10 protein-coding genes are annotated in these 14,404 nt (G+C 37.8%); 8 read left to right on the top strand and 2 right to left on the bottom strand.

Translation table 11 applies throughout. The features are described 5' to 3' along the window. Positions 1–143: 143 nt before the first annotated feature. The 6 genes from gyrB to JET18_RS17855 all read left to right on the top strand — a co-directional run bounded on the left by gyrB (position 144) and on the right by JET18_RS17855 (position 8,480). Positions 144–2,078, top strand: coding sequence for a DNA topoisomerase (ATP-hydrolyzing) subunit B (gyrB, locus tag JET18_RS17880; RefSeq protein ID WP_202093321.1), 1,935 nt, complete (start codon positions 144–146; stop codon positions 2,076–2,078). An 84-nt stretch (positions 2,079–2,162) separates the two neighbouring features. After that, positions 2,163–2,588, top strand: a complete 426-nt coding sequence (locus JET18_RS17875) for a DUF5684 domain-containing protein (protein WP_202093319.1) — start codon at positions 2,163–2,165, stop codon at positions 2,586–2,588. Positions 2,589–2,841: 253 nt separating this feature from the next. Further along, entirely contained in the window at positions 2,842–4,734 is a 1,893-nt protein-coding gene (locus JET18_RS17870) for a DUF3857 domain-containing protein (protein ID WP_202093317.1), read from the top strand. 7 nt (positions 4,735–4,741) lie between these two features. Further along, on the top strand, positions 4,742–6,679 hold the full coding sequence (locus tag JET18_RS17865; protein ID WP_202093315.1) for a transglutaminase-like domain-containing protein: 1,938 nt from the start codon (positions 4,742–4,744) through the stop codon (positions 6,677–6,679). Positions 6,680–6,756: 77 nt separating this feature from the next. Continuing rightward, on the top strand, positions 6,757–7,584 hold the full coding sequence (locus JET18_RS17860) for an RsiV family protein (protein WP_202093313.1): 828 nt from the start codon (positions 6,757–6,759) through the stop codon (positions 7,582–7,584). Positions 7,585–7,628: 44 nt separating this feature from the next. Next, positions 7,629–8,480 (top strand): diacylglycerol/lipid kinase family protein, encoded by an 852-nt coding sequence (locus tag JET18_RS17855; RefSeq protein ID WP_202094356.1) that lies wholly within the window; start codon positions 7,629–7,631, stop codon positions 8,478–8,480. A 259-nt stretch (positions 8,481–8,739) separates the two neighbouring features. Here the strand turns inward: JET18_RS17855 and JET18_RS17850 are convergent, their stop codons facing one another. Then, on the bottom strand, positions 8,740–10,020 hold the full coding sequence (locus JET18_RS17850) for a dicarboxylate/amino acid:cation symporter (RefSeq protein WP_202093312.1): 1,281 nt from the start codon (positions 10,018–10,020) through the stop codon (positions 8,740–8,742). Positions 10,021–10,253: 233 nt separating this feature from the next. Next, complete coding sequence (gene ggt, locus JET18_RS17845) at positions 10,254–11,942, bottom strand: gamma-glutamyltransferase (protein WP_202093311.1); 1,689 nt, start codon at positions 11,940–11,942, stop codon at positions 10,254–10,256. 282 nt (positions 11,943–12,224) lie between these two features. On the opposite strand from ggt, the gene JET18_RS17840 reads away from it, so the two are divergent. Together JET18_RS17840 and JET18_RS17835 are read left to right on the top strand one after the other, a co-directional pair. Continuing rightward, positions 12,225–13,190, top strand: coding sequence for an NAD-dependent epimerase/dehydratase family protein (locus tag JET18_RS17840; protein ID WP_202093310.1), 966 nt, complete (start codon positions 12,225–12,227; stop codon positions 13,188–13,190). A gap of 84 nt (positions 13,191–13,274) precedes the next feature. Then, complete coding sequence (locus JET18_RS17835; RefSeq protein WP_202093309.1) at positions 13,275–14,027, top strand: polysaccharide deacetylase family protein; 753 nt, start codon at positions 13,275–13,277, stop codon at positions 14,025–14,027. Positions 14,028–14,404 lie beyond the last annotated feature (377 nt).

Below are 14,404 nucleotides of genomic sequence, written 5' to 3'. Positions count from 1 at the left end.
AACTTTAAGCTTTTTTAGCCTCAGGATGATTCTCTTTTTCTGTTAAAAACTCTGCTCTTTTTTGACACATTTTAACTTTCATAAGTCGAAAAAAATCACGATATTTGTAGGTCTTTGCATTAAGCAAAATTATTAATTTTTATATGAGTCAAAAACAATATACAGCTAGCAGTATCCAGGCCTTAGAAGGTATGGAACACGTTCGATTAAGACCATCAATGTACATTGGAGATGTAGGAGTAAGAGGTCTTCATCATTTGGTTTATGAAGTAGTAGATAACTCTATTGATGAGGCTTTAGCAGGGCATTGTGATACTATTTTAGTAAGAATTCATAAAGGAGATGCTATCTCTGTAAAAGATAATGGTAGAGGTATTCCTGTAGATTTCCACGAAAAAGAGCAGAAATCGGCTCTTGAGGTGGTAATGACTAAAATCGGGGCAGGAGGAAAATTTGATAAAGATTCTTACAAAGTATCCGGAGGTCTTCATGGTGTAGGGGTTTCCTGTGTGAATGCACTTTCTACATTATTGGTTGCTACCGTGAGCCTTGACGGTAAATTATACCAGCAAAAATATTCAGAAGGTAAGGCACTTACAGAAGTGGATGTAGTGGGAACCACCACGGAAAGAGGAACAGAAGTTTTCTTCCAGCCGGATGGTACCATCTTCCAGGAGCTTGTGTACAACTATGATACCCTTGCGACAAGATTGCGTGAACTGGCTTTCCTTAACAAAGGGATTACCATCACCCTTGTTGATGAGAGAGCAGAAAATGAGGACGGATCTTTCCCTATGGAAATTTTCCACTCTGAAGGAGGTTTAAAGGAATTTGTAGAATATATCGACGGAAGCAGAGAATCTATCATGGAGAACGTGATCTTCATGGAAGCGGAAAGAGATGATATTCCTGTAGAAGTGGCGATGCGTTATAATACGTCATTCAGCGAAAACCTGCACTCTTACGTTAATAATATCAATACCCACGAGGGAGGAACCCACCTTGCCGGTTTCAGACGTGCTTTGACAAGAACACTGAAGAAATATGCAGATGATCTGGGTATTCCGCAAAAAGAAAAAGTAGAAATTACAGGGGATGACTTCCGTGAAGGATTAACAGCCGTAATTTCAGTAAAAGTAATGGAACCTCAGTTTGAAGGACAGACCAAAACAAAACTGGGGAACTCTGAAGTTTCCGGTGCTGTAGATAAAATTGTAGGGGAAATGCTTACCAATTTCCTTGAAGAAAATCCTAACGAGGCGAAAATTATTGTTCAGAAAGTTGTTTTAGCCGCAAAAGCAAGACAGGCCGCCAAGAAAGCCCGTGAAATGGTTCAGAGAAAATCTCCGATGGGTGGTTCAGGACTTCCTGGTAAATTATCTGACTGTTCATCCAAAGATCCGGCAGAATCTGAGCTATTCCTTGTAGAGGGAGACTCCGCAGGTGGAACGGCTAAACAAGGTAGAGACAGACATTTTCAGGCTATTTTACCATTAAGAGGTAAGATCCTGAACGTTGAAAAATCTATGCTTCATAAAGTATATGACAACGAGGAAATCAAGAATATCTATACTGCTCTTGGAGTTTCTGTAGGAACCGAAGAAGACAGTAAAGCCCTGAATATGGTTAAACTGAGATATCACAAAATCGTAATTATGACCGATGCTGATATTGACGGATCTCACATTTCTACCCTGATCCTTACATTCTTCTTCAGATTTATGAAGGAACTTATTGAGAACGGATACATTTATATCGCTCAGCCGCCTTTGTATTTATTGAAGAAAGGAAATAAAAAAGTATATGCTTATAATGAGAAAGAGCGTGAAGAATTTACACTGGAAATGGCTCCGGACGGAAAAGGTGTAGAAGTTCAGCGTTATAAGGGTCTTGGAGAGATGAATCCTGAGCAGCTTTGGGAAACAACGCTTAATCCTGAACACAGAATCTTAAAGCAGGTAACGATTGATAATGCAGTAGAAGCAGATAGCATATTCTCAATGTTAATGGGGGATGAGGTTCCGCCAAGAAGAGAATTTATCGAGAAAAATGCAAAATATGCAAAGATCGACGCATAATTATTATTAAAAATAAATTGAAAAAAGCTTCTATGTATTAGAAGCTTTTTTTATATTTGGTGGAAACCAATAAAAATTAATAATATGTTAACTCTTTTACAAACAGACCCTTATGAAGGGGTGGATGCAATGTCTGGTGCGGCAGCTGCAGGACTTGGAATGGGCACTATGATCTTCGGACTGCTGATTTATATATTTTATGGATACTGTATGTATAAAATATTTCAGAAAGCAGGAAGAGAAGATGCATGGGCTGCTTTTGTTCCAATTTACAATAGTATAGTTCTGCTGGATATTGTAAAAAAACCAATATGGTGGATCATTTTATTTATAATTCCATTTGTGAATCTATATGCTTATTGGGTTGTAAATGATAGATTGGCGAAAGCTTTCGGAAAAGAAACTCCGGTGTATACCATTCTGTTATTTTTCTTTGGGTTTATTTTCGTTCCGGTTCTTGCTTTCAGCAGTGATAAGTACGACAGCAACAGAATTCCCAATGATCAGTAAAGTAAAATAAAGATTATATATAAAGACTTCAGAGATGAGGTCTTTTTTTTGTTTCCGGTTTTAATAAATAATCAAAAAAATATAATTTATTAACAGAATTATAAAATATCCTTATCCTGAGATATAAAGTCATAAAATAATTGCTATAAAATAAATAATTGATTAATAGTTTTCTATAGTATTTATATTTTACATTAAAATAAAAAATTAACATTTATTAAGATTTTATTATTTTTGCGCAATTATAATAACCATGATGAAAATTTTAGTTATAGGGGCGCTTTTCACGGCATCTTTATATTTCGCACAAACTTATCCTGTTTCTGCCATTCCTGAAAATCTGAAGAAAAATGCGGATGTGGTCATCAGGAAGGATCATAAGACGGTACTGATTAACAAAATTGATGAAATTAAATATCAGTATAATAATGTGACCACCGTTTTAAGTAAAGATGGGGATTCCAAAGCTGAGGTTTATATTCCATACAAAAAAGGAGATCATATTTCCGATGTGAAAGTGACGGTTTATGATGAATCCGGGAAGAAGGTGAAAAGCTTTTCAAAGTCTGATTTCGGAGACTTTGCCAACAATTCTGAAGGCATATTTTATTCTGACAGCAGAATTTTAGCATTACCGTATACCCCGGCTCATTATCCTTATACCATAGATTTCTCGTATCAGAGAACGGATGAGAATACCATTTTTATTCAGGATTTTGTGCCTTTCTATTCTCAGAATACCTCTCTGGAAGATGCTCAGTTTAAAATAATTAATAAATCCGGGATTGATCTGAAGACCAAAGTATATCCGTCAAAATACAATTATGCTGAAGTTTCTGTTGCCGACAATGGAAATGAGAAAACATATTCCTATAAAAATGTTCCGGCCGTGGATAATGTTCTGATGCTGCCCCAACCGGAAAAAATCCTGCCTAAAGTAAGTTTTACGCTGACAAGATTCAATCTTGAAGGCAGACAGGGCACTCTGAATGGCTGGACGGATTTCGGAACATGGTATTATAATAATCTCATAGAACCTGTTTCCGTATCTACTCCTGCTATTAAAGCTGAAGTGGCAGCCCTTAAACTGCAGGGCTCAACGGAGGAAAAAGTGAGGAAAATCTACCAGTATATGCAATCCAGGACCAGGTATATAGCAGTAGGACTTGGCATTGGAGGCTGGCTTCCGATGACGCCGGATGAAGTTCAGAAAAAGGGCTACGGAGACTGTAAAGGGCTTACCAATTACATGAAAACCATGCTGAATGAGGCCGGAATACCGTCTCATTACTGTGTGATTACCTCCGGTTTATCAGATATTTCCTTTGATCCTGACTTTCCGTCAATGGGTGGAAATCATGCCATCCTGATGGTTCCTACTGAAAAAGGAAACATTTGGCTTGAAAATACGTCACAGCAGACGGCTTTTAACCATTTAGGATACCGTACAACAGACCGGAATGTTCTTGCCATTACCCCAAAAGGAATCGAACTTATCAGCACACCAAGTTATACTGCAGAACAAAACAAAGAAAAGCAGACGCTTAAAATTAATCTTGCAGAAGACAACAGTATCAATGGAGAGATTCAGTTTGCCTACACGGGAAGCCAGTATGATATGAATATGTCTTACACTTATCTTGCCCCGAAAGAAAGGATGGAGGCTGTGAAAAAGAGATTTGATGTTCTTAATTTTGATAAAGCTGAAATCAAAGACTTTGTCAATGATAAGGATAATGCAGTGATCAGATTCAGTCTGGACTTTAAAGCGAATCATTACTCCAAAACGGCTGGAAATAACCTCATTTTCCGGGCGGTACCTATTTTTACCAATAATTTTTATAAAACAGACGAAAACAGGGAACTTCCATTTGAAATCGGACAGTCTTTTCAGGATGAATATGAAATAGATTTTGCCATTCCAAAAAACTATAAAATAGATGAACTTCCACAGAATCTTCTGATCACTTCGGAATTTGGAACTTATACACTGACCCTTGTAAAGAATGGTGAATCTTTGAAAGTAAAACGGTTCATTAAAATTAACAAAGGTGTGTTTCCAAAGGAAAAATACAATGACTATGTAAGTTTCCGTAAAAAAACATTAAACGGAGATAATTCTAAAATTCTATTAACCAAAATTTAAACTATCCATGAAAAGAATATTTTTAACCTTTTTCTGTTCCGGCACTTTGGTCTTTGTGAGCGGTCAGAAGCACGAATTTCTGAATCCTCCGAAATTTGATGAGACAGATCTTTCCAAAACAAAATCGGCTCTTGATGAAAATGCTCCGGCGGAAATTTTATACAAATCCGTACATTTTGGGATCGATACTTCTTCGGGAGATCTTCGGAAAAAAGTCTTTTACAGGGTTAAAATTTATGATAAAGCCAAAGCAGAAGACTGGTTGAATCTGGAAATTCCGCTTTATAAGAACTCAAAGGGAAATGAAGAGGTTTTAAATAAAATGAAAGCTTTTGTTTATAATCTGGAAAATGGAGCATCAGTAGCTACAAAAGTGGATAAAAGCTCAAAATATAAAAGCAAGGAAAGTAAATATACCACGATAACCAAATTTGCCTTTCCCGGGGTAAAGAACGGTTCCATCATAGAATATCAGTATGAAGTTTTTTCTCCGTTTTTATATGCGATACCCCAGGTTATCATAGAGTCTGATACCCCTTCATTGTATACCGAATATGTTCTGGATAGTCCTGCTTATATTGCTTACAACGTAAATTATACAGGTTCTTTATCACCCAAATATAGAATGATAGAGGCTAAAACTTTATATGGATCGGATTATAAAACCTATAGATTCGGATATGAAAATCTAAAAGGTTTTAAAACTGAAAAATTTGTTAATAATGACAGAAATTACCGTACAAAAATAAGCGCGGAGCTTCACTCTACGAATTTTAGAGAGCTTAAAATGCATTCCTCTTCATGGGAAGAAATCAAAGACCAGCTTTATAAAGACGAAGATTTCGGAGTAGAACTGAGAAAAACCAAACTGGCCAAAGAAAATATGCCGGCGTCTGTTGCTGGAATGTCTTCTGATGCTGAAAAAGCGGATGCCATCTTTAATTATGTAAAAAATACATTTACCTGGAATAAAGACAGAGGAATCTATACAGAAGACGGGATAAAAAAACTGATTGAAACCAAAACAGGAAACGCTGCCGAAATCAATCTTTTTCTTATTATGATGCTTAGAGAAGCCGGACTGAAAGCAGATCCATTGACTATTTCCACCATAGACAACGGTTTACTGAATTTAGCATCTCCAAGTGTAGTCAGTATGAATTTTGTAATCGCTGCCGTTAAAATAAAAGACGGAATGAATCTGTACGACGCCACTTCAAAACAGTCGTCAATGAATAACCTTCCTCCAAGAGATTGGAATCAGTTTGGCGTTCTGATGGCTAAAGACAAAGCATCACTGATGCAGATGGGAAATACCACGGCAAGTTTCACCTACCTGACCACAGAAGCGAAGATCAACGATGATGGCAGTGTTTCAGGGACCTATTCCGATAAAGATACAGGCTCATATGCTATGTTTGCAAAAGAAAACTATGATGAAAATGCAGAAAAGTACAAGAAACAGTATAAAGATAATTTCTCGGTAGATTTTACAGGAATTGATTCCAAAATTTTGGAAAACGGAGATTTCGAAAGTACAATGAAGTTTTCTTCAGAAAATATGATCGATAAAATAGGGAAAAAGATGATCATCAGCCCTATGCTTTTTCTGAGCAAAAGTTCTAATGAATTTGATCAGACCGAAGAAAGAAAATACCAGATCGATTTTATTTCTTCCATTACCAAAGTGAAAAAAGTAATTTTGGAAATTCCGGAAGGATATGTAATCGAAGCCATGCCTAAAAGTAAAAAAATCGTTACCCAGGATAAAGAAATTGAATACAGCTATGTTGCCGAACAGAAAGGCAATAAACTGGAGGTGGTTTCCACTACAAAAATTGCCAGCCCGGATTATCCTAAAGAATATTATCCCGCTTTCAAGCAGATATGGGAAACTGCTTCAAAAAGCGAAAACCAGGTCATCAGCCTGATCAAAAAGTCATAATTTCCAGATTAATAAAAATAATTTTGCAGAACCATTCATTTTTGAATGGTTTTTGCATTCATATTAAAAAGATAATTATGAAAAACACAATTGCCGTTCTGGCAGTTTCTTCGCTCCTGGCATTCTCAGCCTGTAAAAAAGGAGAAAATACAGCCGCTTCCTCTAATACAACTGAAGCTTCACAACCGGAAAAATTTGTAATAGACTCTGCGAAAGTGAGTGATTCCTCAAAGATTTCAGATTCACTGAAAGTAGCTTTCACTTCCAAGCTGCTTGTTTTTCCAACCCTGAAAGATAAAAAACTGTTGGACAGTATTTATTTTCATAACCAGGGAATCAAAGACTTTTCCAAAAAAGGACTGGAAGCCTATCTGGATAAAGAAAAAAACAAATATTTTCAATCGATTAAAAGTGACAGCAAAGACTGGATTTCAGATATTTCCTATGCTCAGGAATGGTATTCAAACTCCTCTATGAATTTGATTTCCAATGAAAATGATTATATGCATATCCAATATGCAGGAAGTTCATATGAAGGGGGAGCCCATGATAATTATGGATTCTCTGAAAGGGTTTTTGACCTTAAAAACAACAGAAAGTTGGAGCTTAAAGACATTACATCCATGCCAAAAGCTAAACTTGAAGCTTTGTTGATGAAAAATATTAATAATGTTAAAAGCGGAACAACAGACAGTGGAGGAGATGTAAAAAATTCAGATATGTTGCTGGTAGAAGTTATTCCGGCGAGCAATAATTTTTATTTCGATCAGAAAAACCTGTATTTCCATTACAGCCCTTACGAAATTGCGGCTTTCGCTGCCGGAGACATAGTAATTCCAGTTTCCTGGAAAGAGCTTGAAGGCACAATCAATGGTGAGTTTAAAGAAAGAATGAAAATAAAGTAAAATTAATGCTTCCGGATGCGGAAGCATTTTCTATTTTTGCGGTAATGGAAAAAGTAGCTTTTATTATCAATCCTTTTTCGGCCAAAAAGAATTATCAGCCCTTTCTTGACGAGTTAAAAAAGAAGGTGGACCGTCCTTCCTATTATATCTCAGATTCTATAGCGGGGACGGATGAATTTATCCAGGAGCGTTTTGATAAAGTTGATATATTTGTTGCCATCGGCGGTGACGGAACCATTTCAACAGTGGCCCGAAACCTGATCCATACAGATAAGATCCTTGCCATATTCCCGGCCGGATCGGGGAATGGTTTTTCTAATGAGACTAAATTCAGTAAGAATCTTGACGAACTTTTAGAAAAGATTAAAGCCAAATCATCCAGGAAAATAGATACTTTTACGGTTAACGACAGATTGTCTATCAATGTTTCAGGAACCGGATTTGACGGAAAAGTGGTAAAAGAATTCGAAAAAACCAGCCGTGGATTCAAGAATTACATTAAGGTTTCCCTGAAAACTTTCTTTAATTATAAACCCATCAAGGTTAAATTTTTTGATGAAGCCTACCAGCAGTACAATGGAAAATACCTGATGCTGAACGTAGCCAATACCCGCCAGTTTGGAAATAATGCTTACATTGCTCCCAACGCAAGTAAAAGTGACGGACTGGTAGATATGGTTCTTGTGAAAAAATTTCCACTGACCTATTCAGCGCTTTTTGCATTCAGAATGTTCACCAAAAGACTGAAGGATGATGAATACGTTACGTATCTTCCCGTTTCAGAAATTTCATTTAAAGTCAATACCAAAAACTGGCATCTGGATGGGGAATTCAATAAAATAAAATCACCCATTCATGTGAAGGTTTCTCCGGCAAGCTTGAATATTTTGGTTTAAGGTTCAAGGTTTAAAGTTTAATGTTTAAAGTTTAATGTTTAATGTTTAATGTTTTTAGAGTGTAAAGGCTCGGGATTCATTGTGGAAAATAGGATGAAGAACTTTTCTAGTCTTTTCATGTATCATTTTTGACAGCGCACAAACCTTAACCCTATAAGGTTTAGAAAAAGCCAACATTATTGATATTTATCACCCATCCTGAAATATACGCGGAAAAAAAACTTCCCGCACCCAGCTTCCATCTTCCTTTCTTTCCCAATCAAACCTCCAGTTTCTTCTCAATTTCACCGGGATGATCCAGGCAATACTGCAGCTGTTTTTTATCAAGCTGCTTTTCCCAGTTGGCCACAACGACAGTTGCTACGGAGTTTCCAACAACATTGGTTAAAGCCCTGCATTCACTCATAAATTTATCTATTCCCAGGATCAGGGTCATTCCTGCAATCGGAATTTCAGGGACAACAGCCAGTGTTGCTGCCAGGGTGACAAATCCGGCGCCTGTAACGCCTGCTGCACCTTTTGAACTTAGCATCGCAACCAGAAGAAGCATCAGCTGTTTTTCCAAAGAAAGATCAATATTCAGAGCCTGAGCGATAAAAAGAGAAGCCAGCGTCATATAAATATTGGTTCCATCCAGGTTAAAAGAATATCCGGTAGGCACTACAAGCCCTACAATAGCTCTTGAGCAGCCTGCCTTTTCCAGTTTTTCCATAATTCCCGGAAGAGCAGATTCAGAAGAGCTGGTTCCTAAAACCAACAGCAGTTCCTCTTTCAGATAATACATCAGTTTGAATATATTAAATCCGTTGTACCATGCCACTGCTCCCAAAACAAGAACAACAAACAGGATAGAGGTGATGTAGAACGTTCCCACCAGAAATATCAGGTTCAGGACAGAATGAAGACCATATTTTCCAATCGTAAAAGCCATGGCGCCAAAAGCTCCTATCGGAGCCAGCTTCATCAGCATATGGACGATTTTGAAAATCGGGGTAGACAGATCCTGTAGGAAATCAGTGACTTTCTGGCTTTTTTCTTTAGTCAAAACCAATGCAATACCCATTAAAATAGCAACAAGCAGCACCTGAAGAATATTTTCTCCCACCAGCGGACTGAAAAGCGTTTCAGGAATAATATTCATGATAAAACCCGTCAGCGTAGAGTCGTGGGCCTTCTGCTGATATTGGGAAACATCGCCGGAAAGAGTGGCGGGATCAATATTTAAACCATGTCCCGGCTGTAAAAGATTTCCCACAATTAATCCTATGATCAATGCTAAAGTGGAAAATGTAAAGAAATAAATCATGGCTTTTACGGCAATACGGCCTACTTTTTTGAGATCGGTCATATGAGCAATCCCTAAAGTAAGGGTAATGAAAATCACCGGAGCGATGATCATTTTTACCAGTTTGATGAATCCGTCACCCAGCGGTTTCATTTTTTCGCCCAGTTCAGGATAATACGTTCCTAAAAGTATACCTGCTGCTATGGCAATAATAACCTGAAAATAAAGCTGATGATAGAATTCTTTTGCTTTCAAAGGATGTTTTTTTAGATTTTGAAACCGAAAATTAAGAATTTTTATCTGAAAACATGACGAAAGTCAGTTAAAATTAATGATGGAAGAAAGAGATGGGAGATGGAGGTTCTGTAGGTTATAGGTAATAATAGTGGATAAAATAATGCTTCGACTCCACTCAGAATGACCATGTTGATGTAATGGGTCATGCTGAGCGGAGTCGAAGCATGTATAATCAGAATCCCGGATCCGGCTTATTCCACCGCAACAGAATCATCCCCGCGGCCATCCGCCACTGCATGAATATTACCGTTGTCGTCCATCAGGATCAGTTCTGTTTTTCCGATGTATTTTATCTTTTCAATCACATAATTCTTACTTTTAAGTGCTGTGATTGTACTTTCGGGGAAATTATTTTCTACTGTAATTTTTTCAGGAAGCCATTGATGGTGAAACTTGGGTGCATTTACAGAGATATTCGCATTCAGCTTAAAATCTACCACATTTACAATAGACTGATAAACGGAGGTAGGAATAGTGGTTCCTCCCGGAGTACCTACCACCATATAGGGTTTTCCGTTTTTAAGAAGAATGGTAGGCGTCATTGAAGAAAGCATTCTTTTATTGGGCTGGATAGAATTGGCCTCTCCGCCTACAGCTCCGAACATATTGGGAACTCCGGGCTTGATAGAGAAGTCGTCCATTTCATTATTTAGAAAGAATCCCGCTCCTGAAACCACCACTTTACTTCCATAATATCCGTTAAGGGTAGTCGTTACAGAGGCCGTGTTTCCGTCTTTATCAATCACGGAAATATGAGTCGTTTGCGTTGATTCATTCGGCTGGCTGATGATTTTTCCAACTTCTGAGCTTGGGGTAGCTTTACTGAAGCTGAAGCTTTTCCATCTGCTTTTTAAATAGGCATCGGAAGTCAGATAAGTCGTTTTATCTTCAATGAAATCCGGGTCGCCCATGTATTCGGCCCTGTCTGCGAAAGCTCTTCTTTCAGCTTCGGTCATGATCTGTACGGCTTCCGTAGAATTCTGCTGGTATTTTTCCAGATTTTCGTATCCGGCCATGGTCAGCATTTGGGCAAGGAGCACGCCGCCGCTTGATGGAAGAGGCATCGTGACTACACGGTTTCCTTTATAATCAAACTCAAGAGGTTTTCTTTCTGCGGTTTTATAATTTTTAAGATCTTCCAGGGTGATGATTCCGTTTCCTTTCTTCATTTCAGCCACCATCAGGTCAGCTGTTTTCCCTTCATAAAATCCTTTTGCTCCCTGTTTCTGAATCAATCTCAGCGTTGCCGCCAGTTCTTTCTGTACGAGAATATCCCCGGCTTTCCATGGAGTATCTTTTACAAAAGCAATGGAAGAGGTATTGTGTTTAAGGAATTTTTCTTTGTGCGTATTCAGCATTTCGGCTTCCATTTCTGTGATAGCGAATCCTTTTTCAGCTAAATCTATCGCAGGCTGGATGATTTTATCCATCGGAAGTCTGCAATGCTTTAAAGTGGCAAAAAATCCGGCAATACTTCCCGGAATACCTACAGCAAGCCTTCCGTATTGGGAAAGATCTGTATTGGCTTTTCCGTTTTTGTCCACGTACATATCTCTGGATGCTTTTTTAGGAGCGGTTTCCCTATAATCCAGCGTGAATTTTTCACCGTTATTTTTAACGCCTACTAAAAAACCTCCGCCGCCAATATTTCCGGCCTGAGGATACACTACAGCCAGCGCATATTGGGTGGCAACAACGGCATCATAGGCATTTCCGCCCATCTTCATCACTTCCGCGCCGGCTTCACTGGCAAGGGGATGCGCGGAGACTACCACGCCCTTATTCTTTACTTTTACTTCCTTAATGATATTGAACCCTGTAAACTGCGCAGGTGAAAAATGAAATGCCATAAGCACGGCAGCCAGAAATACTCTCTTCATAAGATTATGTTTAAGACAAAAGTAGATAATTTTTTAATGTAAAGAATGCAGGCTGAACCTGTGAAATAACTGTTCGGGATCTTATTTATAAAGAAACAATAGTTATGGTCAGGTATTTTTAATGAATTTTCATGAAATGATGAATATGATTGATTTATAAAATATTATTTTTTTAATCACTTTTTCATAGTACAAATCAGTAATCTGTTTTTAAATACAGCTTTTTTATTATGATAAGCATGATTTTTTTACTTTTGTACAACTCTAAAAAAAATAAGTAAAATGGAATCCTATACGGAAAGAATATTGATTACAGGTGCTTTGGGACAGATCGGCACCGAATTGACGAACAGACTGGTTGAAATTCACGGCGCTGAAAATGTTGTAGCCTCAGGATTGGACAGATGGCAGAAAGGAATTACCGCTGCAGGGCACTACGAAAGAATGGATGTGACCAATACGCAGCTGGTAAGACAGGTGATCAAGGATTATGAAATCACTACAGTATATCACCTGGCGTCTCTTTTGTCCGGAACTTCAGAAAAGCAGCCTATTTTCGCATGGAAACTGAATCTCGAACCTCTGCTTCAATTTTGCGAACTGGCAAAGGAAGGGCTTCTTAAAAAGATCTTCTGGCCAAGTTCAATCGCGGTATTTGGAAAAGGAATTCCAAAACATAATGTAGGACAGGATGTGGTTTTAAATCCTACAACTGTGTACGGAATCTCTAAAATGGCCGGAGAAAAATGGTGTGAATACTATTTCGATAAATACGGAGTAGACGTGAGAAGCATCAGATATCCTGGTCTTATCTCTTGGAAAACTCCTGCAGGTGGAGGGACTACAGATTATGCTGTTGAGATTTTTTACGAAGCCATAGAGGATGGGAAATACACAAGTTTCATTTCCGAAGATACAGGAATGCCGATGTTGTATATGGATGATGCCATCAACGCGACCTTGAAATTAATGGATGCTCCGAAGGAAAGTCTTACGGTTCGTTCGTCTTATAATTTAGGAGGAATGTCATTTACGCCGAAAGAACTGGCGGAAGAAATCAAGAAAGAAATCCCGGATTTTTCCATCGATTATCAGCCGGATTTCAGACAGGCAATTGCAGATTCCTGGCCGGCTTCCATTGATGATTCCGTAGCGAAAAAAGACTGGGGACTGACGTATGATTTCGGAATTTCTGAAATGTCTAAAGACATGATCAAGAATCTTAGAGTGAAATTAAACAAAAATTAATTACTTAAAGTTAATGTTTAGATAAAAGTTATTTTAACATTTGATTTTTAATTAATTACAAATATTATCTAAAATTTAATTTAAATGATTTTATTGACTTTTAACATCGTAAATATTGAGGCTGAAGCCAAAAACAGCGGTCAGATTTCTGATGAAGAGAGACTGAAGATCACCGAAGACAACACGAAAGCTGTCCTTCGGATTTTAGATATTCATGACATCAAAGCCAGTTTTTTTGTGGAGATTTCCATCGCAGAAAAACTGCAGAATTTAATAAAAGCAATTTCATCCAAAGGGCATGAAATTGCTTTTTATAATTTGAATTCTGAACTTCAGAAAATTGAAGAAGTCAAAAAAAATATTCAGGATCTTTTAGAAAAACAGGTGCGGGGAATCCGGCAGAAAGATTTTAAAATTCCTCAGGAAAATCTGAAATTGCTGGAGTTTAATTATGTCTCCAATATCGATAATGCAGACATTCTTTTTCCATTCAAAAGATTAAAAAGAGATACGGAGATCAACGAAGAGGACGGATTGAGTATTGTACCCGAAAGCATCTCACCCTACAGCCAGCTGCCGTATAATGATTTCGTGTTCCAGATCCTGCCGATGAAGTATTATCAGAGTATGGTTTTTGAAACCCTCAAGAATGATGATTTTGTTTTAATCTATCTCAATTCCTGGCAGTTTACGGATTTTAAGAAATACAGGTTTGATATCCCGTTTTACAGAAGCCTGTTCTCAGGAAAGAAAATGGAAGACAAGCTGGATACGCTCCTTACCTGGATCAATGAGCATGATATGGCGACGTCGCGGATGAAGGATTATATTTTTTAATAGGTGGCAGATATTAGGTAGCAGGTGATAGGTTGTAGGGATTAGGAATTAGGGATTAGGGATTGGGGATTTTGCCGAAGGTTGAAACTATGGTCTTTTGACTTGGATTTCAGACGGATTACTGGTCAATAGTGAATTTTGCTTCGCAAGTGAATGGTGGGGTAGACAGACGTCAGACTTTAGACGCCAATCATGAGGTGATTACTCATAAACTTTACTTTTACAGACTAGCAACCAGTAACTTACAAATGAGTGAAATTAATTGTCAATTGTGAATCTTTAATTTGAAAATCTATAATCTCAAATCTTAATAACCCGAATCACGAAACCCCGAATCACACAACTCGTAACCAGCAACCACTTTCAAACTCATTTAC

The organism is Chryseobacterium endalhagicum, from assembly GCF_016745235.1.
GTDB lineage: Bacteria > Bacteroidota > Bacteroidia > Flavobacteriales > Weeksellaceae > Chryseobacterium > Chryseobacterium endalhagicum.
The sequence above is the reverse complement of the archived record's forward strand: the minus strand, read 5'-3'. Positions and strand labels throughout refer to the sequence as shown.

Coding starts and splice junctions, on each gene's coding strand:
- gyrB (WP_202093321.1), top strand. CDS start 144: ATGAGTCAAAAACAATATACAGCTAGCAGTATCCAGGCCTTAGAAGGT.
- JET18_RS17875 (WP_202093319.1), top strand. CDS start 2,163: ATGTTAACTCTTTTACAAACAGACCCTTATGAAGGGGTGGATGCAATG.
- JET18_RS17870 (WP_202093317.1), top strand. CDS start 2,842: ATGATGAAAATTTTAGTTATAGGGGCGCTTTTCACGGCATCTTTATAT.
- JET18_RS17865 (WP_202093315.1), top strand. CDS start 4,742: ATGAAAAGAATATTTTTAACCTTTTTCTGTTCCGGCACTTTGGTCTTT.
- JET18_RS17860 (WP_202093313.1), top strand. CDS start 6,757: ATGAAAAACACAATTGCCGTTCTGGCAGTTTCTTCGCTCCTGGCATTC.
- JET18_RS17855 (WP_202094356.1), top strand. CDS start 7,629: ATGGAAAAAGTAGCTTTTATTATCAATCCTTTTTCGGCCAAAAAGAAT.
- ggt (WP_202093311.1), bottom strand. CDS start 11,942: ATGAAGAGAGTATTTCTGGCTGCCGTGCTTATGGCATTTCATTTTTCA.
- JET18_RS17840 (WP_202093310.1), top strand. CDS start 12,225: ATGGAATCCTATACGGAAAGAATATTGATTACAGGTGCTTTGGGACAG.
- JET18_RS17835 (WP_202093309.1), top strand. CDS start 13,275: ATGATTTTATTGACTTTTAACATCGTAAATATTGAGGCTGAAGCCAAA.